27 protein-coding genes are annotated in these 25,724 nt (G+C 70.3%); 10 read left to right on the top strand and 17 right to left on the bottom strand.

What is annotated here, in order from left to right:
- Positions 1-144: 144 nt before the first annotated feature.
- On the top strand, positions 145-1,356 hold the full coding sequence (locus ACSYGN_RS29325; RefSeq protein ID WP_460400830.1) for a DUF2330 domain-containing protein: 1,212 nt from the start codon (positions 145-147) through the stop codon (positions 1,354-1,356).
- Positions 1,357-1,524: 168 nt separating this feature from the next.
- Positions 1,525-2,196: an O-methyltransferase gene (locus tag ACSYGN_RS29320; RefSeq protein ID WP_460400828.1), complete on the top strand. Its 672-nt coding sequence runs from the start codon at positions 1,525-1,527 to the stop codon at positions 2,194-2,196.
- 84 nt (positions 2,197-2,280) lie between these two features.
- On the opposite strand, the gene ACSYGN_RS29315 is transcribed toward ACSYGN_RS29320, so the two are convergent.
- On the bottom strand, positions 2,281-2,673 hold the full coding sequence (locus tag ACSYGN_RS29315) for an FHA domain-containing protein (RefSeq protein WP_460400826.1): 393 nt from the start codon (positions 2,671-2,673) through the stop codon (positions 2,281-2,283).
- Positions 2,674-2,772: 99 nt separating this feature from the next.
- Here ACSYGN_RS29315 and ACSYGN_RS29310 point away from each other — a divergent pair, with 99 nt between their 5' ends.
- Together ACSYGN_RS29310 and ACSYGN_RS29305 are read left to right on the top strand one after the other, a co-directional pair.
- The gene (locus tag ACSYGN_RS29310; RefSeq protein ID WP_460400824.1) at positions 2,773-3,216 is read left to right on the top strand and encodes a DnaJ family domain-containing protein; all 444 of its coding nucleotides are present in this window, start codon (positions 2,773-2,775) and stop codon (positions 3,214-3,216) included.
- Positions 3,217-3,276: 60 nt separating this feature from the next.
- Positions 3,277-3,771, top strand: a complete 495-nt coding sequence (locus ACSYGN_RS29305) for a GNAT family N-acetyltransferase (protein ID WP_460400822.1) — start codon at positions 3,277-3,279, stop codon at positions 3,769-3,771.
- Between the two features lie 94 nt (positions 3,772-3,865).
- On the opposite strand, the gene ACSYGN_RS29300 is transcribed toward ACSYGN_RS29305, so the two are convergent.
- The gene (locus tag ACSYGN_RS29300) at positions 3,866-5,938 is read right to left on the bottom strand and encodes an MDR family MFS transporter (protein ID WP_460400820.1); all 2,073 of its coding nucleotides are present in this window, start codon (positions 5,936-5,938) and stop codon (positions 3,866-3,868) included.
- A gap of 334 nt (positions 5,939-6,272) precedes the next feature.
- On the opposite strand from ACSYGN_RS29300, the gene ACSYGN_RS29295 reads away from it, so the two are divergent.
- Positions 6,273-7,307 carry a peptidoglycan-binding domain-containing protein gene (locus ACSYGN_RS29295; RefSeq protein ID WP_460400818.1) on the top strand — a complete coding sequence of 345 codons (1,035 nt, stop codon included), beginning with the start codon at positions 6,273-6,275 and terminating at the stop codon, positions 7,305-7,307.
- 117 nt (positions 7,308-7,424) lie between these two features.
- Here ACSYGN_RS29295 and ACSYGN_RS29290 read toward each other — a convergent pair whose 3' ends face one another.
- Positions 7,425-8,096, bottom strand: a complete 672-nt coding sequence (locus ACSYGN_RS29290; RefSeq protein WP_460400816.1) for an HAD-IA family hydrolase — start codon at positions 8,094-8,096, stop codon at positions 7,425-7,427.
- A 192-nt stretch (positions 8,097-8,288) separates the two neighbouring features.
- The gene (locus ACSYGN_RS29285) at positions 8,289-8,870 is read right to left on the bottom strand and encodes a TMEM165/GDT1 family protein (RefSeq protein WP_460400814.1); all 582 of its coding nucleotides are present in this window, start codon (positions 8,868-8,870) and stop codon (positions 8,289-8,291) included.
- Between the two features lie 490 nt (positions 8,871-9,360).
- Here ACSYGN_RS29285 and ACSYGN_RS29280 point away from each other — a divergent pair, with 490 nt between their 5' ends.
- The gene (locus ACSYGN_RS29280; protein ID WP_460403807.1) at positions 9,361-10,014 is read left to right on the top strand and encodes an HNH endonuclease family protein; all 654 of its coding nucleotides are present in this window, start codon (positions 9,361-9,363) and stop codon (positions 10,012-10,014) included.
- 245 nt (positions 10,015-10,259) lie between these two features.
- The gene (locus ACSYGN_RS29275; RefSeq protein ID WP_460400812.1) at positions 10,260-10,859 is read left to right on the top strand and encodes a DedA family protein; all 600 of its coding nucleotides are present in this window, start codon (positions 10,260-10,262) and stop codon (positions 10,857-10,859) included.
- Positions 10,860-10,925: 66 nt separating this feature from the next.
- Here the strand turns inward: ACSYGN_RS29275 and ACSYGN_RS29270 are convergent, their stop codons facing one another.
- Together ACSYGN_RS29270 and ACSYGN_RS29265 are read right to left on the bottom strand one after the other, a co-directional pair.
- Positions 10,926-11,162 (bottom strand): DUF2277 domain-containing protein, encoded by a 237-nt coding sequence (locus tag ACSYGN_RS29270; protein WP_460400810.1) that lies wholly within the window; start codon positions 11,160-11,162, stop codon positions 10,926-10,928.
- Between the two features lie 41 nt (positions 11,163-11,203).
- Positions 11,204-11,869 carry a TetR/AcrR family transcriptional regulator gene (locus ACSYGN_RS29265; protein ID WP_460400808.1) on the bottom strand — a complete coding sequence of 222 codons (666 nt, stop codon included), beginning with the start codon at positions 11,867-11,869 and terminating at the stop codon, positions 11,204-11,206.
- 165 nt (positions 11,870-12,034) lie between these two features.
- Here ACSYGN_RS29265 and ACSYGN_RS29260 point away from each other — a divergent pair, with 165 nt between their 5' ends.
- The 3 genes from ACSYGN_RS29260 (at position 12,035) to ACSYGN_RS29250 (ending at position 14,401) form a co-directional block, all read left to right on the top strand.
- Positions 12,035-13,069, top strand: coding sequence for an NAD(P)-dependent alcohol dehydrogenase (locus ACSYGN_RS29260; protein WP_460400806.1), 1,035 nt, complete (start codon positions 12,035-12,037; stop codon positions 13,067-13,069).
- Positions 13,070-13,138: 69 nt separating this feature from the next.
- Positions 13,139-13,483 carry a hypothetical protein gene (locus ACSYGN_RS29255; protein WP_460400804.1) on the top strand — a complete coding sequence of 115 codons (345 nt, stop codon included), beginning with the start codon at positions 13,139-13,141 and terminating at the stop codon, positions 13,481-13,483.
- A gap of 681 nt (positions 13,484-14,164) precedes the next feature.
- On the top strand, positions 14,165-14,401 hold the full coding sequence (locus ACSYGN_RS29250; protein WP_460400802.1) for a helix-turn-helix domain-containing protein: 237 nt from the start codon (positions 14,165-14,167) through the stop codon (positions 14,399-14,401).
- 123 nt (positions 14,402-14,524) lie between these two features.
- Here ACSYGN_RS29250 and ACSYGN_RS29245 read toward each other — a convergent pair whose 3' ends face one another.
- The 11 genes from ACSYGN_RS29245 to ACSYGN_RS29195 all read right to left on the bottom strand — a co-directional run bounded on the left by ACSYGN_RS29245 (position 14,525) and on the right by ACSYGN_RS29195 (position 24,965).
- Positions 14,525-14,926 carry a hypothetical protein gene (locus ACSYGN_RS29245; RefSeq protein WP_460400800.1) on the bottom strand — a complete coding sequence of 134 codons (402 nt, stop codon included), beginning with the start codon at positions 14,924-14,926 and terminating at the stop codon, positions 14,525-14,527.
- Positions 14,923-15,381, bottom strand: a complete 459-nt coding sequence (locus ACSYGN_RS29240) for a hypothetical protein (RefSeq protein ID WP_460400798.1) — start codon at positions 15,379-15,381, stop codon at positions 14,923-14,925. The genes ACSYGN_RS29245 and ACSYGN_RS29240 overlap by 4 nt, the downstream gene beginning before the upstream one ends.
- 86 nt (positions 15,382-15,467) lie before the next feature.
- Positions 15,468-16,316, bottom strand: a complete 849-nt coding sequence (locus ACSYGN_RS29235) for a helix-turn-helix domain-containing protein (RefSeq protein WP_460400796.1) — start codon at positions 16,314-16,316, stop codon at positions 15,468-15,470.
- Entirely contained in the window at positions 16,313-17,041 is a 729-nt protein-coding gene (locus ACSYGN_RS29230) for a DUF6879 family protein (protein WP_460400794.1), read from the bottom strand. The genes ACSYGN_RS29235 and ACSYGN_RS29230 overlap by 4 nt, the downstream gene beginning before the upstream one ends.
- Positions 17,042-17,251: 210 nt before the next feature.
- Positions 17,252-17,548, bottom strand: coding sequence for a hypothetical protein (locus ACSYGN_RS29225; RefSeq protein WP_460400792.1), 297 nt, complete (start codon positions 17,546-17,548; stop codon positions 17,252-17,254).
- Positions 17,545-17,730, bottom strand: a complete 186-nt coding sequence (locus ACSYGN_RS29220; protein ID WP_460400790.1) for a hypothetical protein — start codon at positions 17,728-17,730, stop codon at positions 17,545-17,547. Before ACSYGN_RS29220 ends, ACSYGN_RS29225 begins: the two co-directional genes overlap by 4 nt.
- An 18-nt stretch (positions 17,731-17,748) precedes the next feature.
- Positions 17,749-18,567: a hypothetical protein gene (locus ACSYGN_RS29215; protein ID WP_460400788.1), complete on the bottom strand. Its 819-nt coding sequence runs from the start codon at positions 18,565-18,567 to the stop codon at positions 17,749-17,751.
- 74 nt (positions 18,568-18,641) lie between these two features.
- Positions 18,642-19,139 carry a hypothetical protein gene (locus ACSYGN_RS29210; RefSeq protein ID WP_460400786.1) on the bottom strand — a complete coding sequence of 166 codons (498 nt, stop codon included), beginning with the start codon at positions 19,137-19,139 and terminating at the stop codon, positions 18,642-18,644.
- Between the two features lie 2 nt (positions 19,140-19,141).
- Positions 19,142-19,576 carry a hypothetical protein gene (locus ACSYGN_RS29205; RefSeq protein WP_460400784.1) on the bottom strand — a complete coding sequence of 145 codons (435 nt, stop codon included), beginning with the start codon at positions 19,574-19,576 and terminating at the stop codon, positions 19,142-19,144.
- A gap of 9 nt (positions 19,577-19,585) precedes the next feature.
- Positions 19,586-22,072, bottom strand: coding sequence for a LamG-like jellyroll fold domain-containing protein (locus tag ACSYGN_RS29200; protein WP_460400782.1), 2,487 nt, complete (start codon positions 22,070-22,072; stop codon positions 19,586-19,588).
- Entirely contained in the window at positions 22,062-24,965 is a 2,904-nt protein-coding gene (locus ACSYGN_RS29195; protein WP_460400780.1) for a hypothetical protein, read from the bottom strand. Before ACSYGN_RS29195 ends, ACSYGN_RS29200 begins: the two co-directional genes overlap by 11 nt.
- Between the last annotated feature and the right edge of the window lie 759 nt (positions 24,966-25,724).

Genomic DNA, 25,724 nt, shown 5'->3' with positions numbered 1-25,724 from the left:
TTGGGCAATGGGCCGAATGGCTGATTGCGTGGCCTGTCGATGCGATGCGGAGGATGGGATTCTCGGCGGATGGTCGGATTACTGCGGCGGGTAGTGCGCCGTCGCGCGCGGGTGGTACGAGGTCGCACCCGTGCCCGCGCGCGTGTGCTCACGGTGCTGTCGGCGCTGCTCGTGGTGCTCGGGATGCAGCTGGGTCTGCTGCTGACGGTGCCCGCGTTCGCGTGCGGCTGCGGGGCGCTGGTGCCGGACGGGAACCGGCAGGTCACGGTGGGTCGCGAGGAGTCCGTGGTGCGCTGGGACGGCCATCGGGAGCAGATCGTGATGCGGCTGCGCGTCGGCGGTGACGCCGACTCGGCCGCGTGGATCATGCCGGTCCCGCACCGGGCGACGGTACGGCTGGGCGACCCCGCGCTCTTCGACCAGTTGGCGTCGCTCACCGCGCCCGTGCACCGCGTCCGGCACCATTTCTGGCCCCGGGACGGCGACTGGCCGCTGGTGTCCCACAGCTCCCGGCCCGCCGTCCCGCCGCCACCGCTCGGCCCGGCGGGTGCGGCGGCGCCCGCGGTGGGGGTGGTCGGCCGCCGGCACCTCGGGCCCTTCGAGGTGGCCAGGCTGACCGCCACGGACCCGGACGCGCTCAGAAATTGGCTGAACACGAACGGTTTCCCGCTGCCGTCCCGGCTCACCGCGGCCCTGCGGCCGTATGTGGCGGCGGGGTGGGAGTACGTGGCGGTACGGCTGGCGCCGACCAGCACCGGGGCCGGCGGGGACACACCGGGCGCCGGAAGTACCGGGGCCGCGGGGAGCACCGGCGGCACGTCACCGCGCGGCGACAGTCCGAGGCCCGTCCTCGGCGGCACCCTCGACCCCCTGCACCTCACCTTCGCCGCCGCCTCGCCCGTGTACCCGATGCGGCTGTCGCGGCTGGCCGGCACCCCGCAGTCGCTCGGGCTGTACGTCCTCGCCGGGCACCGTATGGAGCTTCGCTCGGCGATCGGCGGGGACCCGGCCCGCGTGGTCTACGCCGGCCGGGTGAGCGCGCGGCGCGGTCCGCTGGCCGGGCTGGCGGCGGGGGCGCCGTTCCTGACGGCGGTGGACCAGGAGTTTCCGGAGCCGTGGCGGATCTCCGGCGACCACACCCTGCGCCGGGCGGCCCGGGACACGGCGTTCCAGCAGGTGATCTACGACGACCGGCTCACCGAGGTGGCGGGGGTCCCGGCGTGGCTGCTCACGGTGGTCGGCGGGCTGGTCCTGGCCGCCGGGGCGGCCGCCGTGCCCGCCGTACGACGGGCGGAGTGCATCCGTCGCCGAGCCAACGCGCCGTCGCGGGAACCGGACGGCGTCCTCGATCGTTAGCGCTTCTAGTTAGCCGTTCTAAAGAGAAGTCCAGAGAAGTACAGAGAAGTCCGAGGAGCGGACCGCCGGGAACTCCGCAGGTTCCCCAGGCTCCACACATTCCACCGATTCAACCGATTCCACCGGTTCCACCGATTCCGTAGGTGCAGACGAAGAGGGGCAGCGAGCATGAGCGAGTCCGACCTCTGGGACACCGTCGACGACTACTTCACCACCCACCTCTCGCCGGACGACGAGGCCCTCGCGGCCGCCGTGCGGGACAGCGACGCCGCCGGGCTTCCGCAGGTCGCGGTGACGGCGCCGCAGGGCAAGCTGCTTCATCTGCTCGCCCAGATCCAGGGAGCGCGGAACATCCTGGAGATCGGCACCCTGGGCGGCTACAGCACGATATGGCTGGCCCGCGCCCTCCCGGACGGCGGACGGCTGGTCTCGCTCGAGTACAGCGCGCGGCACGCCGAGGTGGCCCTGCGCAACATCGCGCGCGCGGGGCTGGCGGAGCGGGTGGAGGTGCGGGTGGGCCCGGCCGTGGAGTCGCTGCCCAAGCTGGCCGAGGAGAGGCCGGCACCCTTCGACCTGGTCTTCATCGACGCCGACAAGGCCAACAACGCGCACTATCTGGAGTGGGCGCTGAAGCTCACGCGCGCGGGCAGCCTCATAGTCGTCGACAACGTGGTGCGGGGCGGCCGGGTGACCGACGCGGACAGCACCGCGCCGGATGTGCGGGGCACCCGGGCCGCCCTCGAACTCATCGGCGCGCACCCCCGGTTGACCGGCACGGCGATCCAGACGGTCGGCAGCAAGGGCTACGACGGCTTCGCCCTCGCGCGCGTGCTGCCATGACAGGCCGTCAGCCGGGCCCGTACCGGCCGGTGTACGCCGTCCCGTACGGCGCCCCGTGCGGCGCCCCGAACCTCGCGCCGCACGTCATCTCTCGTGGAAGAAACCGACGTTGATGCTGCGCGGCCCGGTGCGGTCCTGGATGACGAGTTCGCCGTTCCCGCCGGGCGGCAGCGGTACGGTCCCGCCGTAGGCGACGGGTCTCGGGTAGCCCTCGACGAGCAGGCGCACCTCCGAGGAGGGGTCCGACTGGGAGCCGCGCAGCCACGTCACCTGCCAGGTGCCGTCAGGACCGCACACGAACTCCAGGTGGACCCGGGAGACGAACAGCCAGTCGTCGGGCGTCACCAGGCGGCACACGGACGCGTCGCGGCCGACCCGCAGCACGGCGCCCGGCTGACTGGGTGCCTCGGCCATGAGCATGCCTGCCGTGGCGCCCTCCGCCGCCGCCGAGACGGTGGCCATGGTGAGTTCGAGCACGTGCGTTCTCCCCCAAAACGTCCTGATACGGCGGCCGGATTGGCTACCGCCGCCGCATGATAAAACGCCCGGAGCCGTCCCGTCCGGCACAATGAATGCATGACCGAGCGAAAGCCACCCGGTGTCCCGTTCGAGTCCTGGGTCGACAAACAGATCCGCGACGCGGAGGCGCGCGGTGAGTTCGAGCATCTGGCCGGAGCGGGCCGTCCGCTTCCCAGCGAGCTGGAGTCGTCGTACGACGAACTGTGGTGGATCAGACGCAAGATGGCCCGCGAGGGGCTGGCCGTCCTGCCACCCACGCTGGCCCTCCGCAAGGAGGCGGAGGACGCCTTGGAGGCGGCCCTCGACGCCCCGTCGGAGCTCGGCGCGCGGAAGATCATCGAGGCGGTCAACGCGAAGATCCGCGAGGTCATGTTCAAGCCGCCGCCCGGCCCCCCGCTGGGCAAGAAGCCGTACGACGTCGAGGACGTCGTACGGCAGTGGCGGGAGCGCCAGGAGCGGCGGGCATCGTCGCCGGGCGGCGGGGCCGGGGCCGACGGCTGAGCGGCGCGCCTAGAACAAATGCCTGGCGTGGACCGGGAGGGGACGAGAGCATTACCGCCCATGACCTGGTCGATCGCTCCGGAGTCCCCCTCTTCCCCCGTCGCCGCCGCGCTCTGGCGGGCGTACTACACCGAGGTCAGCGACCGCTGGTATCTGCTGCACGAGGGCCGTCGTACCGACCCGGAGGAGCTGGAGCGGGAGATCGCCGCACGCACCGGGGCCGAACTCGCGCCCCCGCGCGGCCGGTTGCTCGTCGCCCGGTACGGCGGTGAGCCCGCCGGGAACGCGGGCGTACGGCTGCTCGACGCGTCGACCGCCGAGCTGACCCGGGTCTTCCTGTACGAGGCGATGCGCGGCCGGGGTGGCGCCGCGCCGCTGGTGACGGCGGCCGAGGACGCGGCCCGTGCCCTCGGTGCCACGGCCCTGGTGCTGGACACCCGCAGTGACCTGATCGAGGCCCGGGCCCTGTACGCCCGGCTCGGCTACAAGGAGACCGCGCCGCACAACGACGACCCCTACGCCGAGCACTGGTTCCGCAAGCAACTCCCCGGCTGACCGGCGCCTGACCGGCGCCTGACCGGTATCTGACCGGCACCTGACCCGCACCGGGGCCCAGCCGCACGGCCCGCCACTCGGCCCGTCACCCGGCCTATGCGGCCGTCCCGCTCCCCTGCGGGCGCTCCTGGTCCGAGCCGCACAGCTCGTCGGTCAGTTCCTTCACGAGCTGGAGGAGGTCCGTCGTCCGGTCCGGCTTCCACCAGTCGCCGAGGAGTTCGGCCAGCGACTCCTCGCGCGCCCGGGCCAGTTGCTCGGCGACCACGCGCCCGTGCTCGGTCGGCACGAGGTCGAGGCCCATCCGTTCGGCGAGTCGGCGTTCCTCCAGCTGGCGGGCCGCCTCCAGGATGACGCGCAGCGGGACGGTGCTGCGCTCGGCGAGGACGCCGGGCTCGGCCCAGCCGTATTTCTTGATCCGCAGCAGCAGCCAGCTTGCCGCGGGCAGCAGATCGAGGTCCGCCCGTTCGGTGATCTTCTCGTAGATCTCGCGGCGCCCCTCCCTGGTGCCGAGCAGGGACAGCGCGCGGGCCGCCTCCTCGTAGGAGGAGCGCTCGACGGGGTTGCTGGCGAGGGTCTCGGTGACGTCCGGCGCGGTCACCGAGCCGCGCAGCTTGTCCTCCTTGAGGAACCACGCCAGCACGAAGCCGAGGAAGGCCACGGGGACGGCGTAGAGGAAGACGTCGGTGATGGCGGAGGAGTAGGCGTCCAGCACGGCCGGGCGCAGGCTGCCCGGCAGGGCGGCGATGCCGCGCGGGTCGGCCTTGAGGGCGTCGACGGTGAGCCCGCCGGGCAGCGGAACGCCGCTCAGGGCGGCGACGAGTTTGTCGCCGAGGCGGCTGGCGAAGACCGTGCCGAAGATCGCCACACCGAAGGAGGCGCCGATGGAGCGGAAGAAGGTGGCGCCGGAGGTGGCGACGCCGAGATCCTCGTAGGACACCGCGTTCTGCACGATGAGCACGAGGACCTGCATGACGAGGCCGAGACCGAGGCCGAACACGAAGAAGTAGGTGCTCATCACGGCGGTCGACGTCGTCACGTCGAGCTGGTGCAGCAGGAGCAGGCCGACGGTGGTGACGGCGGTGCCGGCGACCGGGAACACCTTCCAGCGGCCGGTGCGGCTGACGATCTGGCCCGAGACGGTCGAGGAGAGCAGCAGTCCGAGCACCATCGGCAGCATGTGCACCCCGGACATGGTCGGGGAGACACCGTGGACGACCTGGAGGAAGGTCGGCATGTAGGTCATCGCGCCGAACATCGCGAAGCCGACGATGAAACTGATGACGGCGGAGAGGGTGAAGGTGCGGATGCGGAAGAGTTTGAGCGGCAGGACGGGTTCGGCGGCGCGGCGCTCGACGAGCACGAAGCCGACGCCCAGGGCGGCGCCGAGCACGATCAGCCCGACGATCTGCGGGGAGCCCCAGTCCCAGGTGGTGCCGCCGAGGGAGGCGACCAGGACGAGACAGGTGGCGACCGAGGCGATGAGGAAGGTGCCGAGGTAGTCGATGACGTGCTTGGTCGCACGGCGCGGGATGCGCAGGGCGGTGGCGATGACGGTGAGCGCGACGACGCCGACGGGAAGGTTGACGTAGAACACCCAGCGCCAGCTCAGATGCTCGGTGAACAGACCGCCCAGCAGCGGTCCGAGCACACTGGTCGCGCCGAACACGGCGCCGAACAGGCCCTGGTAGCGGCCGCGTTCACGGGGCGGGACGACATCGCCGACGATCGCCATCGACAGCACGATCAGCCCGCCGCCGCCCAGCCCCTGCAAGGCGCGGAAGCCGATGAGCTGCGGCATGTTCTGCGCGGCCCCGCACAGCGCGGAACCGGCGAGGAAGATGACGATCGCGGTCTGGAACAGCCTCTTGCGGCCGTACTGGTCGCCGAGCTTGCCCCACAGGGGTGTCGCGGCGGTCGAGGCCAGCAGATACGCGGTGACCACCCAGGACAGATGCTCCAGGCCGCCGAGGTCGCTGACGATGGTCGGCAGCGCGGTCGACACGATGGTCTGATCCAGTGCAGCCAGCAGCAGACCGAGCAGCAGGGCGCCGATCGAGACGAGGACGTTCCCCGACACATGCTCGTCGGCGGGAGCACGTGGGGCGCTGCCCGCGCTCCCGGCGCTCCCGGCGCTCCCGGGGCTGGCGGGTGGCGCGTGGTCGGCCATGAGAACCTCCCTCGGTGTCGTGACGGCGTCCGGCGGATCCCGCACAGTCGGCGCGGGCGTCGCGCGCGAGTCGCGCATCCATCGCGCCGTCCCGCCGTCCCGCCGTCCCGCCATCGCGGAATCCACTGCATCGATGACGTCGATGCAGTGGATTCCGTCGAATCTGTCGAATCCATCGTGATCGCTATGGCCGGATATGGCCTCCCGAGTCCCCTTGGGGAGGGCTTGGGCAGCGCGCGGAATACGAGATTCCGGGGGCTGACGAGCGTATGTGTAGGAGATCTGCATAATCTCTGGAGTTCGCGAGGCGATCGACGAACACATGGACGAACACATGCCGGAAACGACGGGCCATCCGTGCCCGGAATGCGGTGCGCCCCGGGGGGCGGGCAACACCCCATCATGCTCCTGCGCCGAACGGGCGGCCGAGGCCCTGCGCGACACGCGCACGGCGGAGGCGGCCGCGGCGGAGGACTTCGACCCGCTGCGGATCCGTCCCTATGTGGAGTTGGAGGGCGCGGCGGGGCCCACGCCGGAGGGCGCCGCGCCCGCGGCACCGGACGCCACGATGCCGCTGAACGTGGTGACACCGCCGGACCCTGCGCCGGACGCCACGATGCCGCTGCGGGTGCTGACACCGCCGGTGCCGGGGCCGGACGCAAACAGTGTGAGCATGTTCGACGCGGACGCCACCGTCGGCCCCGGCAGCGGCCTAGGCGCCGGGCCCGACCAACCGCTGGACGGGTTCGAGGCCGCTCCCGAGCCCCGCCGTCCGCGCCGTACCGTGCTGCTGGTGGGTTCCGTGGTGGCCGTGGTCGCCGTGGTCACCGGGGCGGCCTTCGCGAGCGGGGTGTTCTCCTACGACTCTCCGGCGCGGGACACGGCGGGCTCGGAGGTGAGAGCGGGCGTACCGGAGACATCGGCGAGCGTGTCGGTACCGGCGTCGTCGCCGGACGCGTCGTCGTCGGCCTCGGCGTCGGAGAGCGCGGCCGCCTCGCCGAGCGCGTCGGAATCGGCGTCACCCTCGGCCTCGGCGTCGGAGTCGGCCTCCGCGTCGGCATCGGCACCGGCCTCCGCATCGGTCACCCCGTCGAAGACCGCCAACGGCGCTACGGCGTCCGCGCAGCCGCAGTACGGCAGCGGCTCGGCGGTGCTGCGTCGCGGCGACAGCGGCCCCGAGGTCGTCGAGCTCCAGCTCCGCCTCAAGCAGTTGTGGCTCTTCGCGGGCGACGCGGACGGCAAGTTCGACAGCCATCTGGACGACTCGGTCCGCTCCTACCAGTGGACCCGGGGCCTGAAGCAGGACCCCAAGGGCGTCTACGGCGCCGAGACCCGTGCTGCGCTGGAACGGGAGACGTCGGAGCCGTAGTTCCGCCGGTCCGCCCGCCTGCGCTCGCAGGTACGCCGGTACTCGGGTACGCCGGTACGCCACAGCCCCGGCCGCGTGCCGGGGCTGTGGCCTCAGTGGTCGTACGGTCGTACGGCGTCACCCGATGTGCAGCCGCAGCGTCCCGTCGGGCAGCGGCTCCACCCGGACCTGGCGCAGGTCGTCGACCGTCGCGTCGGGGTGGTGGAAGACGGCCCGGGGGCCGACACCGATCACCTTCATGCCGGCGGCCCGGCCCGCCGCGATGCCCGCGCCGGAGTCCTCGAAGACCACGCAGTCCGCGGGGGCGACGCCCAGTTCGGCGGCGCCCTTGAGGAAGCCCTCCGGGTCCGGCTTGCTCGCGCCGACCGACTCGGCGGTGATGCGCACCTCAGGCATCGGCAGCCCCACGGCAGCCATCCGGACGGTCGACAGGGCGATGTCCGCCGAGGTCACCAGGGCGTGCGGCCTGCCCTGGAGGGCGGCCATGAACTCCGGCGCGCCCGGGATCGCCACGACGCCGTCCGTGTCGGCGGTCTCCGCGGCGAGCATGCGCGCGTTGTCGGCATGGTTCTGCTCGACGGGCCGGTTCGGCAGCAGCATCGCCATCGAGGCCTGGCCCTGGCGGCCGTGCACGACCTTCATGACCTCGTCGCCGTTCAGCCCGTGCCGGTCGGCCCACTGCCGCCAGATCCGTTCCACCACGGCGTCGGAGTTCACGAGCGTGCCGTCCATGTCGAGCAGCAGGGCACGGGCGGTGAGGACGACGGGGGCGGCGTCGGTCGGCGTCATCGGCAATCCCAAGGGCAGTCGGACGGGCGAGGGGCGCCGGTGGTGCCCCGGAGGGGCAAAGCGCCCCGCCCGCCGGTCAGGGAAAACGGGCGGGAGCTACTTTGTTTCTCAACGATACAAAATGATCGCGTATCTCGCCACCGGGGGCGGCGACCGTTCACCTGACGTTCAGCTCACCGGTAGGCCGACTGCTCAGCCCGCCACCGCCTCCCACAGGCTCCAGGCGCCCAGCACCAGCATCACCACGGCCGCGATCCGGGTGACCAGCCTCAGCGGCACCCGTCGCATCAGCGCGCTGCCGCCGATGATCCCGAGCGCGGCCACCGACCACAGGGCGAGCACCGCGCCCAGGCCGACGGAGAGCGGGTTGTGGTAATGGGCGGCCAGGTTGGCCGTCATGATCTGGGTGAGGTCGCCGAACTCGGCGACCAGGATGAGCATGAAGCCCGTCCCGGCGACCTTCCAGAAGGACTGGTCCTCCGGCTTGCGGATCTCCTCGTCGTCGCCGCCCTTGCCCAGCAGCAGCATCGCCGCGCCGCCCAGGAAGAGCACCCCGGTCAGCGCGCTCAGCAGCCGCCCGGGCAGCAGGGTCAGCACACTGCCCGCCGCGACGGCGAGCGTGACATGCAGCAGGAACGCGGCGGCGACACCGGCGAACACGTACGAGGCCCGGTAGCGGGTGCCGAGGACGAGGCCGGCCAGCGCGGTCTTGTCCGGCAGCTCGGCGAGGAAGACGACGCCGAAGGCGACCGCCGCGACGGTGATGCTGATCAAAGTTCCTCAATCGGTCGGGGCCGCCCCGCCGAGAGTGCTGGACTTCTGTGAAGACACCTCGGCACGGCAGCGCACTCGGCGCCCGCGCCGTACGGCACAGGCGTGCACTGCTTGCCGAAGGTCTCGCCGGCCGACCACACGGTGGTCCGCCCCCGGGCGCCGGCCCAGCCGTAGCTGAGCAGTATGTCGACGGTCCGGCAAAGGGCTACTCCCCTTCTGCGCGCCCCATGGTACGGGACAGGCGCGCGAGGCGGAATTCCGGTCCGAAAACGCCCCGAGGCGTACGAATGCGCCCGACGGCCCCCTTTGCGTCTCCAAGCCTCCCGAACCGACCCGGCGCCAACCACGGGTCCCGTCATACGCCTTGGCATGTCATGCACGCGACATTACTTTCTTACCGAACGCACACCTGCCGGCAACACAGAGTCGCGAGCATTCCCCTGCTCACGCTCCAAGACCCCCACCCCACAAGGGAGTTCACATGGCTCGCATGGCTCGCACGTCCAAGGTCTACGCGCGTCGACGACTCGGCATCCTCGCGGCCCTCACCGGAATCATTACCTCCGCCGCACTGTTCAACTCCCCGAGCGCCTCGGCCGCCCTCCCCACCCCGGTCAGCGCCGCCACCGCCCGCACCTACCTCGCCTCGCTCACCGTGGCGACCGAGGACCGCACCGGCTACTCCCGGGACCTGTTCCCGACCTGGATCACCATCAGCGGCACCTGCAACACCCGTGAGTACATCCTCAAGCGGGACGGTACGAACGTCGTCACCAACTCCGCCTGCACCGCCACCAGCGGCAGCTGGTACTCCCCGTACGACGGCGCCACCTGGACCGCGGCCTCCGACGTCGACATCGACCACCTCGTCCCGCTCGCCGAGGCCTGGGACTCCGGCGCCAGCGGGTGGACCACCGCCCAGCGCCAGGCGTTCGCCAACGACATCACCCGGCCCCAGCTGCTCGCCGTCACAGACAACGTGAACCAGGCCAAGGGCGACAAGGACCCGGCGGACTGGATGCCGTCGGTCACCTCGTACCGGTGCACCTATGTACGCGCCTGGGTCCAGGTGAAGTACTACTACGACCTGTCCGTCGACTCGGCCGAGAAGTCCGCGCTCACGAGCTACCTGGCGAGTTGCTGACCCAGCTCGGCGGCTCGTCCGGTGGTTTGCCCGGCGGCCCGCGGGGCGCTCCGGGGATGCCCACAAGGCAGCCCGGGGGGCCCTTCGGGCCATCCTTCCATGTATTAATCGACAAAACGCCGAACACACAAGCCTCTTGTGACCCTTCTGTCACACCTACGGCGTAGGCTGTATCGCTGTTGTCGGCCCGCCCTGCCGCCCCTTCATGGCGGCACGGCCGGGTTTACGGGGGAACGGGAGTCGCGTTGTTCGAAAGTGTCGGGGCGTTGGCCGGCAGTCCTTGGATCTATGTCACGGTCGCCCTGTCCGTGCTCCTCGATGTGTTCCTACCTGTCCTGCCGAGCGGGGTTCTGGTCATCGCGGCGGCCACCGCGGCGGCCGCGGGCACGGCGGCGGGCCATGACCCGGACATCCTGGTGCTGGCCCTCTCCGCCGCCGTCGCCTCGGTGCTCGGCGACCTGGTGGCATACCGCGTGGGCTGGCGCGGCGGTGAGCGGCTGGACCGCGCGATAGCCCGTTCCCGGCGGCTGAGCACCGCGCAGCAGCGGCTCGGCTGCGCGCTGGCGGCGGGCGGCGGCGCCCTGGTCGTGATAGCCCGGTTCGCCCCGGCCGGACGGTCCATCGTCTCCCTCGGCGCGGGCGCCGCGCACCGCAAGGTCCGGGAGTTCCTGCCCTGGTCCGCCCTCGCCGGTGTCGCCTGGGCCGCGTACAGCGTGGCGCTCGGCTGGTTCGGCGCCCAGTGGCTCGGGGCGACCTGGGTCGCCACGGGGGTGTCCTTCCTGGCGCTGTTCGGCGCGGGGGCGGGGGCGGCGTACCTCATGCGCAGGGAACAACCGGCAGCGTGACGCAAGGCCGGCGGCCTGCCCGACCTCACCGGTAGCGCCCCCGGCCGCTCCGGTGACGCCCCCGGCCTACGCGGCGCGGCGCGTCCCCGCCCCTTGGCCGCGGATCTCCAGCCCGTCCAGCAGGGCCGCGGTGGCTTCCGCGACGGCGTCCACCGCCGAGTCGAACACCTCGCGGTTGTGGGCGGCGGGGGCGCGGAAACCCGAGACCTTCCGTACGTACTGGAGGGCCGCAGCGCGGATCTCCTCCTCCGTGGCCTCGTCCTCGAGCACGGGTGGGCGCAATGTCTTGATGCTCCGGCACATGCCCCCAGTCTCGCCCGCCCGGCGCCGACGCCGCCAGTTCCTCAGCCCGCCGCCCGCTGGAGGCCATCGAGGATGAGGTCCAGCCCGAAGGCGAACTCGTCGCCGTAGGCGTACCCGGGGCGCACGACGTGAGCGGTCGCGATCTCGGCCAGGTACGGATATTCGCCGTCGCCGAAACCGCTCATGATCGACTCCGCCAGCTCCGCGGTCTCCTCCGGGGTGTCGAAGGGCAGGGTCTTCTCCTGGAGGGCAAAGCCGTAGATGTAGCTGTCGAGGACCGAGACGGCGTGGGCGGTCAGGGGGAGGGAGAAGCCGCCCTGCCGCAGACAGCCGAGCACGGCATCGTGATGGCGCAGGGTGGCCGGTCCCGGGGTGGCCCGTGACTCCATCAGTCCGATCGCCCAGCGGTGCCGGGACAGCACGCGGCGCATGGACTGGGCGCGCTGCCGCATCGCCTGGCGCCAGTCGTCGCCCGGCGCCGGTAGTTCGACCTCACCGAAGACCAGATCGACCATGCCGTCGAGCAGGTCCTCCTTGTTGGCCACGTGGTTGTACAGGGACATCGCCTCGACGCCGACGGCCTCGCCGAGTTTGCGCATGCTGAGCGGCTCCAGACCGCCGCCGTCGGCGAGTTCGACGGCGGCGTCCAGCACCCGCTGCCGGGTGAGCGTCTCGCGGGCCTGCTGCGGAACGGTACGTCGGGTCACGGCGGACGGTCACTCTCCTCTTGTCGTCGCCCAGGTCTCGTCATCGCCCAAGCGCTCTCCCCGGGCGGTCTCCGGACGTTGACGAGCTTACGTCGTAAGTGCTGTACTTACGACGTAAGTACTTACGCCGTAAGTACGGGGAGACAGAAGCCCGGAGCAGTGACCATGCCGAACAAGAGCGAGCCGATCGCCACCACCGGCGGAACCAGGACGACGATGGCCGCCGTCGTGCAGGAGCGCTACGGCGCCGAGCCGGAAGCCGTGCTGCACCCGGCCCGGCTGCCCCGGCCCGGCATCGGGCCCGGTGAGGTACTGGTGCGGGTGCGCGCCTCCAGCGTGGACCGGGGCACCTGGCATCTGATGACCGGTATGCCGTACGCGGTCCGGCCCATGAGCGGGCTGCGCGCGCCGAAGCTCCCCAACCCCGGCCGCGCCATCGCCGGTGTCGTCGAGGCGGTCGGCTCCGGCGTGACCGCGTTCGCGCCCGGCGACGAGGTCTACGGCACGGCACCCGCCGCGTTCGCCGAGTACGCCGCCGCCCGTCCCGACCGGATCGCCCCCAAGCCGGCCGGGCTCACCTTCGAGGAGGCGGCGGCCGTGCCGGTCAGCGCACTCACCGCGCTCCAGGCGGTCCGCGACCAGGGCAAGGTCCAGGAAGGCCGGCAAGTCCTGATCACCGGCGCCGCCGGTGGCGTGGGCACCTTCGCCGTCCAGCTCGCCCACGCCTTCGGCGCCCGGGTCACGGCCGTCGCCAGCACACCCAAGCTCGACGCCGTACGGGCGCTGGGCGCCGACCAGGTGATCGACTACACCCGCGAGGACTTCCTGGCCGGGCCGCGCCGCTACGACACCGTCATCGACATCGCGGGCAACCGGAGTCTGCGGGATCTGCGCCGCGCCCTCACACCCCGCGGCAGGCTGGTCATCACCGGCGGCGAGACCGACGGACGCTGGCTCGGCGGCACCGACCGGCAACTGCGCGCCCAGCTCCTGTCCCCCTTCACCGGGCAGCACCTGGGCACCTTCATCTCCTCCGAGCACGCCGACCGGCTCCACGACCTGACCGCCCTCATCGACGCGGGCACGCTCCGCCCGCTCGTGGACCGCACGTACCCGCTCGCCGAAACCGCCGCAGCCGTCCGGCGGCTTCTCGACGGCCGTGTCACGGGAAAGCTGGCGATCTCCTTGCCCGGCGAGTGACACCGGAGGCGCCGAAGCCCTCACCGAAGTACCGCGCCCCGCAAAATCGAACAGGCGTACCATTGCGATGTGGGTGCGAGCTATGACTTCCCGAGTGATCTGCTCGCCGCCCAGGAGGAGCTGCACCAGCTGAGGGCCGAACTGTCGGCCCTGCTCAAGCGGCTGCCCTGGTCGGTCGAGCCGCTGGATGGCTTCAGCGACGACAACGGCTGGCGCAAGGTGGAGCGCCCCGCCTCGCCGGGCTGGACGGCGGACGAGCAGGCCGAGGTGGAGAAACTGCGGCAGCGGGAACACGAACTGGCGGTGTTCGTCAGCACCCACCGGTACTGGGAGCAGTTCACCGGCGCCGACCGGGTGAGCGCCCGGACCGGCCTCAAGCACGCCCACCCCCAGACACCTGAGAAGCGGGACTGACGAGACGCGGGCTGAAACGCCGCAGGACCCCGGCCGGGAGAAGCGGCCGGGGTCCTGCGACGTACCCGTGTATCCGAGTGGGCGCGGACGGTTTCGAACCGCCGACATCCTGCTTGTAAGAGCGGTTGTATCGAGTTTACTTGCCGCCGAACACAGAGAGCTGACCAGCGCCGGAGAGGTGAAACCTCCAGGTCAGAAAGGCGTAGAAGCATCGCCCGGCGCATAGGTTCCCACTCTCGCTACATGGTGACTACTACCTGAGTACAGCCTTGCTACTGCACTTCATCCCCTAAAAATCCCCTAAACGATCATGGCGTTTGCGCAGGTCACAGCAGGCAAGAAGCAACCCCCGCACCCATGGGATGCGGGGGTTGCTCGCGCCGGGAGGCCACCAGAGAGGGGGGCTCTATCAGTGACCCCGGCACGACCGGGGCGCTCCATGGGAGCGCTCCATTGCGTACTTCATGTCTATCAGGGCTGGTCAGACCACGAAATCACCCATTCGAGGGAACGCGCGTTCGAGTACAGACAGTACCTACGTGTATGCGGCATATGCCAATGCCGAGTCACGAAAACGGCGAAGAATGATAATGATCACGCTATGCCCGCCTGCAACCATGATCACACGGATGTAGGGCTACCGCTACAGACATCTTGATCACGGGCTAGGACTGTGGGCGGGTGCCATCTGCCTCGCCACAGCCCGACTGGGTCATCGCCCAGCGCCAGGTCATCGGCCAGGCAATCAGAGCCTCTCGCGCGCACGCCCGCCTCACGCAGGAGGCTGTCGCGCTGCGCTCGGGCATCGACCGAGCATCCATCGTCCGTATCGAGCTGGGCACGCAGTCACCAACCACGGACACCCTGATCCGGCTGGCTGCCGCCATCGGAGTGCCCGTCCCCGACATGATCAGGTAGGTGGCCCGCCGCAGCGCCCCGACGGGGGGCGAAGGCGCTACGGCAGGCCGCCCGGCGGCCCCCAATCGGCGAAGGAGCCGCCGTGTTCCCGGGACCGGCCGGGGGAGCCCGGCCCCGGGAGGCTCACAGCCGTGTGCCGATCGCGATCCGGTCGTTTCCTGCGATCTCGAGGATGGCCTGCTGGACGATCACGAGGCGGCGCTCGTCCAGGTCCTCCGCCGCGGCGATAGTGATGTGCCCGATCCCCACGATCGACAGGACCAGACCGAGGAACGCACGCTCGGTCTCGTCCAGACCGAGCGTGTAGAGGCGTCCTGACAAGTTCTCCCAGCGCGCCATCAGGCGGCTGCCGTCCTTGGTGACGAGGACACGGCGGACGTTGTCGCGGGAGAGGAGAGTCTCCTCGGCAGCAAGTGCCCGGATAGCGATCCGGCTGCGGTTGTTCGTCGCCGACGCGATGAGCTGCTCGGTGATTCTGGCAACGTTTACGTCGCGGGTGACAGGTCTGGTGCTTGTCGTCGTCATGAGCTCTCCGTGGGAGGTCGGATGCCGCCTGGCCCGAAGGCGGCACCGAGTAGTGCTGGATCGGTCAGGCGGCCCGTCCCGTCCGGACGCTCGAGCCACATGCGGCCGCCGGCGGAGTACAGGACGGGCGGGCACTTGAGGACCCATCCGGACGGGCGGACCGTCAGCTGTCGTATGTCGTCGAGCTCGTCATCGAGGCCGGGCGGAAGGAGCCACCAGGCGCGCTCGGTCTCGACGTCGGCGAGGACGGGGCCCAGACGCTCGGACCTGATGCGCTTCATCACCTGGACGGTCCGCAGGAGCGCAGCCTCAGCCACCCGCCAGCGGCTGCCGGTCGGGAACGGGGCGAGGTCCTCGCGGTCCCAGGCGCGGCGCACGTCGGTGGGTGTGACGGTGCAGGACAGGAGCCAGTCCTGGCCTGCCTGCCTCAGTGGCAGGGTGGGCTTTGCGGCCATGACGGGACCGTATGCAGGGCGATTGCGCCCCTGCGCGCCGATTGCGCGCGATTGCGCGTGCCGTTGCGAGGGCTGCGGGTGATTGCTTACGTGAGGTCGAGGGACGCCCGGGCGCGGCCGATAAGGCGGCGTGCTGGGGCACCGTACTCGGCGGACTCGGCGAGCCAGTCCCAGGCACGCTCGTACAGCTTGATGTCCTCGTTGGCCGTCAGCCAGAGTTCCTCGCTGATCGTCTCCACGATCACCAGACTGCGGTCGTAAATCCAGAACGCGTGCGGTGCGGTACGCCGCAGCTGGGTGGCGAACGGCAGGATGCCCAGCTCGATACGGCGCTGCCCGACCAGGCCGTAGAGCCTGTCGAGTTGCTCGGCCATCACATCCACCGCGCACGAGCGGTGGTACAGGGCCGCCTCGCAGACGAGGAACCGGAACGACTTCTCCGGGTCGTACAGCGACGCCTGCCGGCGCATGCGCGCCTCGACAGCCGCCTCGGTCGTCGGAGCGATCCCCCGGAACGCAGCGTTGGCATCGAAGATGGTGCGTGCGTACTCCGGCGTCTGGAACAGACCGGGGACACGGGACACCTCGAGGCCGCGGATCAGCGCTGTGTTCTCGGTCTGCCGCACGGCGATCTCCTGCCGCCCGCGGTGCCCTCCGGCCAACTGGCGGCGCCACGATCGGTTGCGCTGCCGCATCTCCAGCGCGGCCAGCAGCCCATGCAACTCGGCCTCGGCATCCGGCCGACCGACGGTGCGCGCCCACGCGCTCAGGTCATCGCGGCTGGCGGTCTGCTTGCCGGTCTGCAGGCGCGACACCTTCGACGTCTGCCAGCCGAGTGCCGCGGCGAGCGCCTTGCCTTCCAGCCCGGCCTCGGTGCGCAGCTCCCGCAGGCGCGCACCGAGGGCTTCCCGCGCGGTCTGGAAGTCGGTGGTCACATGGTGGAAGCTACCCGGTCAGCAGGGATGGCGTGGTGCCAGGCGGCATCGCGGGCCTGGCAGGCGGCCAGCACCTCGACCGGGTCCTCCGTGACGTATACGCCCAGCGTGGCGTCGTCCTCGTCGAACGCGAACCGCGCGAGGATCTTCGAGTCGAACAGCCAGAAGTCCTCACCGGGCAGACGCAGTTCCTCGGCCCGGCCGCGGGGCAGGACACGAACGTCCTCACCGGCCGCCATATTGCTGGGCGCGCTCGCAAGGAGGAACCGTTGCCCTTCAGTCAGTGGCTCGTCGACCAGGCGCACCCGCTCGAAACGCTTCCCGGCCGCAGTCTGCTCGGCGACGTTCTCCCGCCATGCGTTGGCGGGCTCGTGCGCGATGTCCTCACCCGCCAGCCACCTGGTCCACTTCGGGCTGCGCCGGTCGGAGGCGTAGCCGCGGCGGGTCTCCAGCCGCCAGGCGGTGTGCCGGAACTCGCGGAACAGGTGGGCGACGTCGCCGAACGGTCGCAGCTCGGGCAGCTCGGCCTGTGGGGCGTAGCGGGTGAGCAGGCTGCGGGGCACCCGGACGAACGACTCAGTCGGCTTCACGTCGCGCAGTTGGGCGAGGTGTTCAGGGTCGGTCTCGCGATCGCCCTGGACGAGGATCTCGTCCGTCCCCTCGATCTCGTACAGGGTGGGGCAGTCACCGTCATCGCTGGTCGTGCCGAGGAACCTCAGCGTCATCTCGCCCTCCAAGTCAGCCGGTTGGAGATCCAGAATGCGCGCCCGTGAATCAGCTCGTCGGACGATTGCAGCAGATTGCCGCTGACTGGGCACCGCCAACTGATTGCGCGCAACAGGACGGGCGGACCCGCCCCCCGTCTGACCGCGGTGAACCGCACTCGGGCATGACGAAACGGCCCCACCCCCTGCGCGGGGGTGGGGCCGTGGTGGTCAGGTGCTCGTGCTGCTGGGCAGCTGAGTCTCTACCCGGGTGATGCGGGTCTCGTGGGCGGTGAGCTGCTCGTCGTGGTCGCTGAGCCGGACCATCACGCCCGGCCGGGCCGGTATCCCCGGGCGCGCCTCGGAGCCCGCCCAGTCCTCCCATGCCTCGTCGACCCGGTCGGCGATCCGCAGCACGGCACGCAGGAGCCGCCACAGCAGGGTGCTGAGTCCGGCAAGTGCGGCGATGGCCACGGACCAGGCGACGAGGGAGTCGACTGCTCCGATGCCTGTCGCGCCCTCGCTCATCTGCCCGCTCCGGAAGGACGGTTGGGGACGGCCCAGGTGACGCCGTATGCGCCGAGGACGGCGAGGACGATGGTCACGCCCTCACCGGCCGTCAGGGTGCCGTCCTGCACCGCTGTAGCGGCAGCCGCAGTACCCGCGGCGAGCCCGCCGACGACCGCCTTCCACACCTTGGAGATCTTCATCAGACTGGTCCTTCCGGGTCACTTTTTGCGGAGGCCGTTGGCGACCTGCCAGGCGTACAGCCAGGTCTTGGGACCGGTGAGGCCGTCGGCGGGGCCGAGGTCGGCCAGGTAGTGCTGCTGCAGCGCCTTGACCTTCTGCAGGTCCAGGGCGGTCATGGTCCGGGATGGGCCGACCCTGTACGCCGGGCCCCAGCTGCCGCGCTGGAGCCAGGTCTGCAGCTTGAGCGCGTCGTCGTTGGTGGCGCCGAGCTTGAACTTGTCCCGGCCCGGGAACGCCGGCGGGGTCGGCGTGGACGTCCACCGCCAGGAGGTGACCGGTTTGCCGCCGCGCGGGTCGGCGGGGTCGGCGGTGGGCGGGCAGACGCCGTCCGGGAAGCGGGGCGCGAAGTAGCCGGTGACGCGAGTCGCACGGCGCAGCTCACTGTGGCTGAAGACGCCGTTGCCCTGGCCGTTGTCGGCCGCGCCGGCCGCGATGCTGTTGCCGCCCTTGGTGTAGATGCGCTGGCCGTCGAAGCCGATGACGGTCTCGGTGTGCGCGCCGTTGCCAAAGTTCACCCAGGCGCCCACGGACGGGTACTCGGACCACTGCCCGTGCTGCTGGGCCCAGGCGGTCATGCCCGCGACGGACGCGGTCTTGGGGACGACGGCGGCCAGGCCGACGTCGCTGTACATGTCCCAGTCGAAAATGGCGCACCAGGCGACGCCGTCCCAGCCGTACTGCTTGCCGAAGACGGTGTGGTTGTCCCAGCCGACGGCACTGCTCCAGCTCTCGTATATCCGCTCGGGCACGGCCATCACGTGGTCGACGAGCCGCTCCCAGTCCGGTGTTGTTGCCATGAGTCCTCCAGGGCATGAAGAAGCCCCGGGCCATCGGCGCGGGGCGGGCGGTGAAGAGAAGGGATGAGGAAGCGTCAGGACGCGGCTTCGTACATGAAGGTCAGCCGTACCTGAGCGCCTGAGGCGAGGGTTTCCGGGCGGGTCGCGGTGAGGAAGTCGGACCGCGTGTTCGTCGCGCTGATGGGGATGAACGCGCCGACGGTGGTCGCGGCGGAGCTGACGACGATCGTGCCGTTCCACCGGTCCGTTCCGAGGAGCATGGACGAGCCGACGACGCTGACGCCGCTGCTCGCTGCCGCCACGGGCAGGCTGAAGGAGTAGTTCCCGCTGCCGAACGTCGTCGTGCTGCCGGCGACGAGGTTGATGTTGCACAGGACGTTCCGGCCGATCTTCATGTAGCGGCCGGTCAGGGTCCCGTTGCCGATGACGGGGTTGGTGGTGGTTGCCGTCCATGCCGGGGTGTACGGCGTCCAGGCGGCGAACATGGTGTTGAGCTGGTCGCGGATCTCCTGGTTCATCAGCGCGGCGGACACCATCTCGCCGACGACCCAGGTGCGGGGCGAAAACGTCATGATCAGCCCTTCGTGCTCATCGGGCCCGGGTCCGGGACCGGGTCTATCGGCCGGTCCGGGTCGGCGGGGTCGGCGGGGTTCCACCAGTTCCGCAGCGCGGGCTTGAGCGCCAGGAGGCTCGCCTCGACGGCAGGCACGTCGGCCGGGTAGATGACCGCGCACCAGCCCCATCCGCATTCGACGCACGCGTACCGCGGGTCGTTCGGGGAGACGACCTGCGCGGACCCGCACAGGCAGTCGGCGATCCACCGGTTCTGGTTGATGCGCGCGTAGTACGTGTCGGCGACCGTGTCGGTGGGCGGGGTGACGCGGCGGCCCAGGCGTACCTCGTACCAGCGCCACACCAGCTCGGCGGCGGGCACTCCGGCCCACAGATCCGCAGGCTGGCCAGCCGGAGGGGTGTAGAACGTCTCGGCCCTGACCACGGGGATGGGCATGCGGGGCTCCTAGTAGGCGAGGCGGGTGGTGGAGTCGAGGACGGAGTAGGTGGGGTCGTCGAGCACCCACACGGTGTCGGTGGTCGTGGCGCTCGTGTGGATCTGGATCAAGTGGCTGTTGTGCTTGATCGTCTCGGTGTAGCCCTCGACTGTGACGCGGGCCGAGGAGGCGGGCGCCTGCGAAGGCATGCTGGTCACCGAGAAGTACGAGCTGATGTCGGCGGCCAGGACGGCCAGGTAGGAGGACATGGTGAACGCTTGTATCGGGGCCTCGCGCAGCTCGGGCTGCGGGTCGGCGTAGCGGGACACCCGCCAGTACGCGGCATCCAGCACCGAGTTGTCGTACGTCTTGAGGATGTTCAGCGGCTCCGGCTCGTACAGGCCGAACGCCAGGATCGAGCTGGGGGCGGTCACCCGCTGGGTGGCACCGCCCGGCCGGGACGCGGAGAGCGCGTTCACCAACTTCTGGTCATCGTCGGCCAACTCGACCTGCGTGGTCTCCAGGTCGGCGTAGGCGATGGTGAACGCCTCCCCCGCGGGGCTTGGGTTGTAGCGCAGGTCGCGGGACTGGTAGACGAGGCCGTAGGAGTCACGTGCGGCGAACAACTTGCCGCTCTCCGTGGACTCCACCTCCCGCATCCGCGCCACGACACCGGTGCCGGCCGGGCCCTGCGAGGCGATCGGATCGTGGGTGCTGCCGGAGATCGTCACCGTCGGGACGCCCGCGTACCGGGCGAGGCGCTGCATGCGGACGTCCGCAGTCTCGCCAGAGAAGCCGGTGGTGCCCGCCTGGTAGTGGAGCGGAGCGACGGTATCGGCGATATGGGCAGTGGCGAAGGTGACGGCGACGTGGGCCAACTGCCCGGAGAAGAAACGCCCGCCCCGGTAGCCGCCGACGTGAAGGGTGCGTAGCCCGCTCATCGCCGGGGTGAACACGCTGAAGCCCGGTGTGGCTCCGTCGGTGTAGTGCGTGACGCTCTGTAGTCCGTCGACGAGGACGTGGTGCCAGGCGCCATCGTTGATGGTTCTGAGGGTGTCGTGGACGGTGAGGGTGCCGCCGCCGTCGGTCGACTCGATGGTGAGCGTCCCGGTGGCGCTGATGCCCAGGACGAACTGGTGGTCCAGGCTAGGCTCGTACAGACCCAGGATGGCCCGGGACGTCACCGTCGTCTTCACCCAGAACTCGACGGTCTGCGCATACGGCCCGGAGTACATCTGGAACGCAGCGCCCAAGTCGGCGGTCAGGTACTTGCCGTTGCTGGCGCTGGCCGGGGTGAAAATGACCGAGGTCTCGCCGGTCTCCGCCAGGCCGTCGCTGCCGAAGTCCAGTGTGCCGCCGGTGCCGACCTGGGTGAGGGCGAGGGACCCGCAGCCGGTACCGGAGATGTCGCCGGCCGACGCCGACCCGGACGGCTCGCTCAGCGGGAAGTAGGCGCCGACGAATTCGCTGACGGCAGCGACGTCCTGGGCGAGGATCTCCTGCGCGAGCATGCTGCGCAGCGTGGGCAGCCGGTTGAGCCGCTTGAACAGGTCCGTGCAGCTCACCGTGACGGTGGAGACGAGGCCTTCCCAGTCGATCGGGAACTCATTGACCATCCCGTAGAAGCGCGGTCTGACTTCAGCGCCGACCAGGTCCCACTCGATGTACCCGCTCGTGCCGCCGGTGCGGGTGGTGGGGAAGTCGACGGCGTGGGTGTCGGCAGTGACCCAGGCCGGGGTGGCCAGGGTGCGGCGGACGGTCCAGACGTAGCCGTCCGGGCTGGTCTCCCAGTAGACGGTGCCGGCCGACTCCCGCACCCGCAGCCACGCATGGTCGATGGCGCTGTAGGTGAGGGTCGTCGGGGTGCCGTCCGAGAACCCGGTCTGGGACATGGCAGCGAGGACGCCGGTGAGGGCGTCGTAGCGCCAGCCGATCCGGGTGCCGGACGTCGCCGACAGCACCCACATCGACGCGGCGCAGTTCGATGAGCCGTTCGCCGTGGGCACCGTCGTCAGCTTCGCGGTCAGCTTGCTGGAGGACAGCTTCCACTGCCGGGCAGATGTGAAGTTGGTGTCCACACCAGGGGCGACCGTGATGGCCAGGCGGCCCGCGCCGGTCTCAAGGCCAGCACCGCCCGTGTTCGTGATCCATCGTGTGGTGTCGACCCGGCCGTCGTCGAAGTCGTCCCCGAGCATGGCCATCGGGTAGGGCGCCGACCCGGACACCGTCGGCATCACCGCCACGCTGATCCGGATCGGCGCGTTGCGCCGCACGAACGGGTAGTACGACGACGAGGCGTTGCCCGGCGTGAACCGCCCGTCGGTGTTGTCCAGGCGCAGGGTGGCCGTGCCGGGCTGAGTCTCCGACAGCTCGTCGGACGCGCCCCGGGTGATGGTCACCCCCGCCTTGACCACGTCGACGTAGGAGGTGATGTCCGTCCAGGTGATGGTGGCTGGGAGTTGGACGAGGCCACCCCAGCCCATCTCGACGAGCAGCGGCATGAGCTCACCCCACATTCAGAGAGACGGTGCCGCCCTGGACGCGGCCGAACTGCAGGAGAATCCGCTGGACTTCGCGGCCGACGGCGACCGGGTCCATGGCGTCGCGAATGTCGACGTTGATGTTGTAGGTCAGGCCAGCACCACCGGGGGCTGCGACTGCGGCCCGCCCGAGGACGGGCCGGACTCCGGACACCCGGGCGGACACGGTGTCCAGGGCCCGGTCCAGGGCGGGCATCCCGTCGACCAGGCCGCGCGCCAGCCCTGCCGTGGTGAACACGCCCAGGCGGGCCATCACCGTGCTGGGCGATTTGATACCGAGGGCCTTCTTGATCGCGGCCTGCATGCCCTTGGCGATGGACATCATCAGCTTCTCAATGTCCTTCTGCTGGCCCTCCAAGCCCTTCAGGAAGCCGCGGCCTGCGTTCTTCCCGGAGTCGTACAACAGGTCCGCGCCCTTGCGGCCCAGCGCCTTGGTCTCCGAATCGATGGCCTTCTGCGATTTGTTGACCGCGGCCAGGGTGGCCTTGTCGGCGCCCGCCAGCGCGGACGCATACGCGTACCCGTCGACCGGGCCCATGTCGAGGATCTGCCGCAGCAGACCTTTGTTGAGGCCGCGCTTGGCCAGCATCGAGATGTAGCGGGAGAACTGGCGGATCTGCGCGAGCTTCGCCGCCAGGCCGCCCTTGATACCGCCCGCCGTGACCTGCTCGGCGTCCATGCCCAGGCTGGACAGGGCGGCCTGGCCGCGCCCGGTCTTCGTGGTGCCCTCCGCGTACTGCTTCGCCTCGGCGATCTTCGCCACGAGGGCGTCCCGCTTCTTCGCCGCCGCGAGCAGCTTGTCCGTCTGCTTGTCGACGTACTTGAGGAGCGAGGCTTCCGTCTTGCCGGAGAACGCCGTCCGGATGTCCTTGGCCAGGTCGGCCGACACCGACTTGATCTTGTCGCGGGAGCCGGTGAGCCCGACGATCAGGCCCTTGCCGATGTCGGCCGCGAGGGCCTTGGTCTTCTTCGACGGAGACGCGATCTGCATCTCGCCCTTGATGCCCGCGGTGATGGCGGCTGCAAGGAGGACCGCCGCCGCGGTGACCTGGCCGGTCGACCCGGTCATGCCCTCCGCCAGGCCCGCAGCCACGGCCGCGCCCGCCCCCGGCATGCCGACGCCCGTACCGAGCCGGTTAGCGTTGATGGCCTCGATGAGGCTGCGGTACCTGGCCGTCGACTTGGCGTTGATAACGTACTCGCCGTTCGACGCGTTGATCGGCACGCTGTCTGACGTACCGGTCCCCGGACCGACGACCGGGCCACCGCCCGGGAACCCCACCAGACCGCCGGTGGCGTAGTCACGCTTCGCGACCGGAATACCCCCGCTGCCCGGCGCCCCGACCGTGGAGAACTTGGTGACCTTGTTCGTGGTGATGGTGATGGACTTGTTCCGCAGGTTGGCCACGGCAGCCGCGACGCTCTTGACCCCGGCCAGCGCCCCGCCAGTCTTCGCGCTGACGGTGACCGAACCATCCCGCAAGTGGGTCACTTTGTAGCCGAAGCTCTGGAGGATCTGCTCCGCTGCCTTGGACAGCGTCTTCAGCGTCACGCTCTTCGAGCCTGGCGACTTCGCGACAGCCGCGTTGAAGGCGTTCAGGTCCGCCGTGGCATCACCGGTGTCCATCTCGACACGGGCCTTCTTCAGATCCTTGATGTTCAGGATCTGGTCGGCGAGCTGGCGGGCCTGCTTGCTGGTCAGGCCCATCGCCTCGGCGCTCCGGAGGAACGCATCGCGGCCGCGGCTGTAGATGCCGTTGACGGTCTCCCACGAGGCGCCTGACTGGCGGGCGTCCGCGGCCGCTTCCTCGGTCTTCGACGCCAAGTCGTTCAGCGCGGTGGCCGCGTTCCGGGCCTTCTCACTGTTCAGGTCGAGCTGACCGTGCGACATGGACAGCGCGCCAGCGTTGTCCTTCGCCGCCTTCGCCGCAGCGTCGATGCTCGCCTCGAACCCGATCATCCCGGAGAGGCCCTGGCGCTGCACGTCGTTGAGGGCCTGGATCGACTGGCGCAGCCCGTCCGCGCTCTGCTTCTGGGCGTCGAGGTGCTTGGACACGGACTGCGCCTGGGCCCCGAACACGCCCATGCTGTCGGCGGCCAGCTGCTGCTCGAACTTGCTGTCGGCGACGGCCGACTTGTAGTCGTCGAGCTGCTTGGTGAACTCCTTGGTGTCGCGGCCGCCCTTGCCGTACTCCGCCGTCAGCCGCTTCAGCGCCGCGGCCGCCAGGTCGGACTGGCCGGACTGCACCAGGTTGGCGAGTGCGTCGTCGACCGCGCCGATGTTGTCCTTGGCGTTCTTGACCGGCGTGGAGTCCCAGCCCGTCCACCCCACCAGGAACTGCTGGATCTTGTCCGCAGTCGACGGGTCGGTTAGAGACCGAACCTTGCCGTACAGGCCACCGAGATCCGAACCGAACGCCTTCGCCGCCTCGCCCGTGGTCCGGCCCGTGCTGCCCAGTTGCTTCAGCGACGACGTCAGCTTGTCGACGTCCGGCGGCGCCGACTGGCTCTTCTCCGCCAGCATGGACAGGCCCACGATGAGCAACCCGATACCGGTGCCGGCCATTGCGACCTTCGCGGACCGCGACATGGCGCCGATCGCCGCACCCACCGCGCGCAGCCGGGTGGGTGCCGCGGCGGCCGCCGTCTGCATGGCGAGCAGTTGCACAGCGAACCCCGCGATCGCGGAGCGCGCGGCGGCGAGCCCGAACGCTGCGGCCTTGGTCACCTTAAGGGCGACGGCCAGCTGCAGGAACAGCGCGATCGCGCCCGGTGGTACAGCCGACACCAGATGGGCGAGGACCTCCACCACCTGCAGCAGGCCGACACCGACGCCGCTGGCTCCCGACAGCAGGTGGATGAGTGCCATGGCCACGTCCTTGAGGACGGCCGCCACGGTCGGGCGCCCTGCGCCTTCGCCCAGGCCATGAAGTCCTTCGCGGGTCCGCCCACGTTGACGCCTTGGCCCGCACGGAGCAGGTGAATGATCTCGTTGTTGACGTCCCGCAGCGTCTTCTGCGCGAAGTTGGTGAAGCGGCCGTTGAGGCGGTCCAGGCCGGGGGAGGCCATCTCGCCGCCGACGATCGTGATGAACCGGTCCGCCTCAGCACTCGTCACCTTGACCAGCCCGCTGGTCTTGGGCAGCAGCGCGTTGACGAGCTCGACGCCCTTGGTGAACGGGGCCATCGTGTTGCCAGCCAGGCTGTTGGACCACTGCTTGTAGTTGTCCTTCAGCACGCCGACGGCGGCGGCTGCCTTCCTCGTCGCCGGAGGCAGCACGGCCATGGTCTCGGCGTACAGAATCTGCGCCTGGATCGCCTGCTGGGACGACGCACCGTTCTTCTTGACCGCATCGTCGTACTTCTTCTGTGCGTCCGCGGCATCGCTGAGCGCTGAGATCTGAGGAACGAGGGCCACGCCCATCGCGGTGACCGCGGCCCCGACCGTTGCCGCACCGGCGGCGAGCGGAACGAGCGACGCGGCGGCCGGGATCGCCGCCGGCGCGAGGAGCATCGTGGCTTTCTTCAGCTCACCGAGCGCCTTTTCCCCGGCCTCGCTGTCCCGCTGCATCTGCGACAGGTTGCGGGTGGCGTTGTTGGTGAAGCGGCGCATGGCCGCGTCGCCGTTG

This window comes from Streptomyces sp. YIM S03343 (assembly GCF_054729195.1).
The sequence above is the reverse complement of the archived record's forward strand: the minus strand, read 5'-3'. Positions and strand labels throughout refer to the sequence as shown.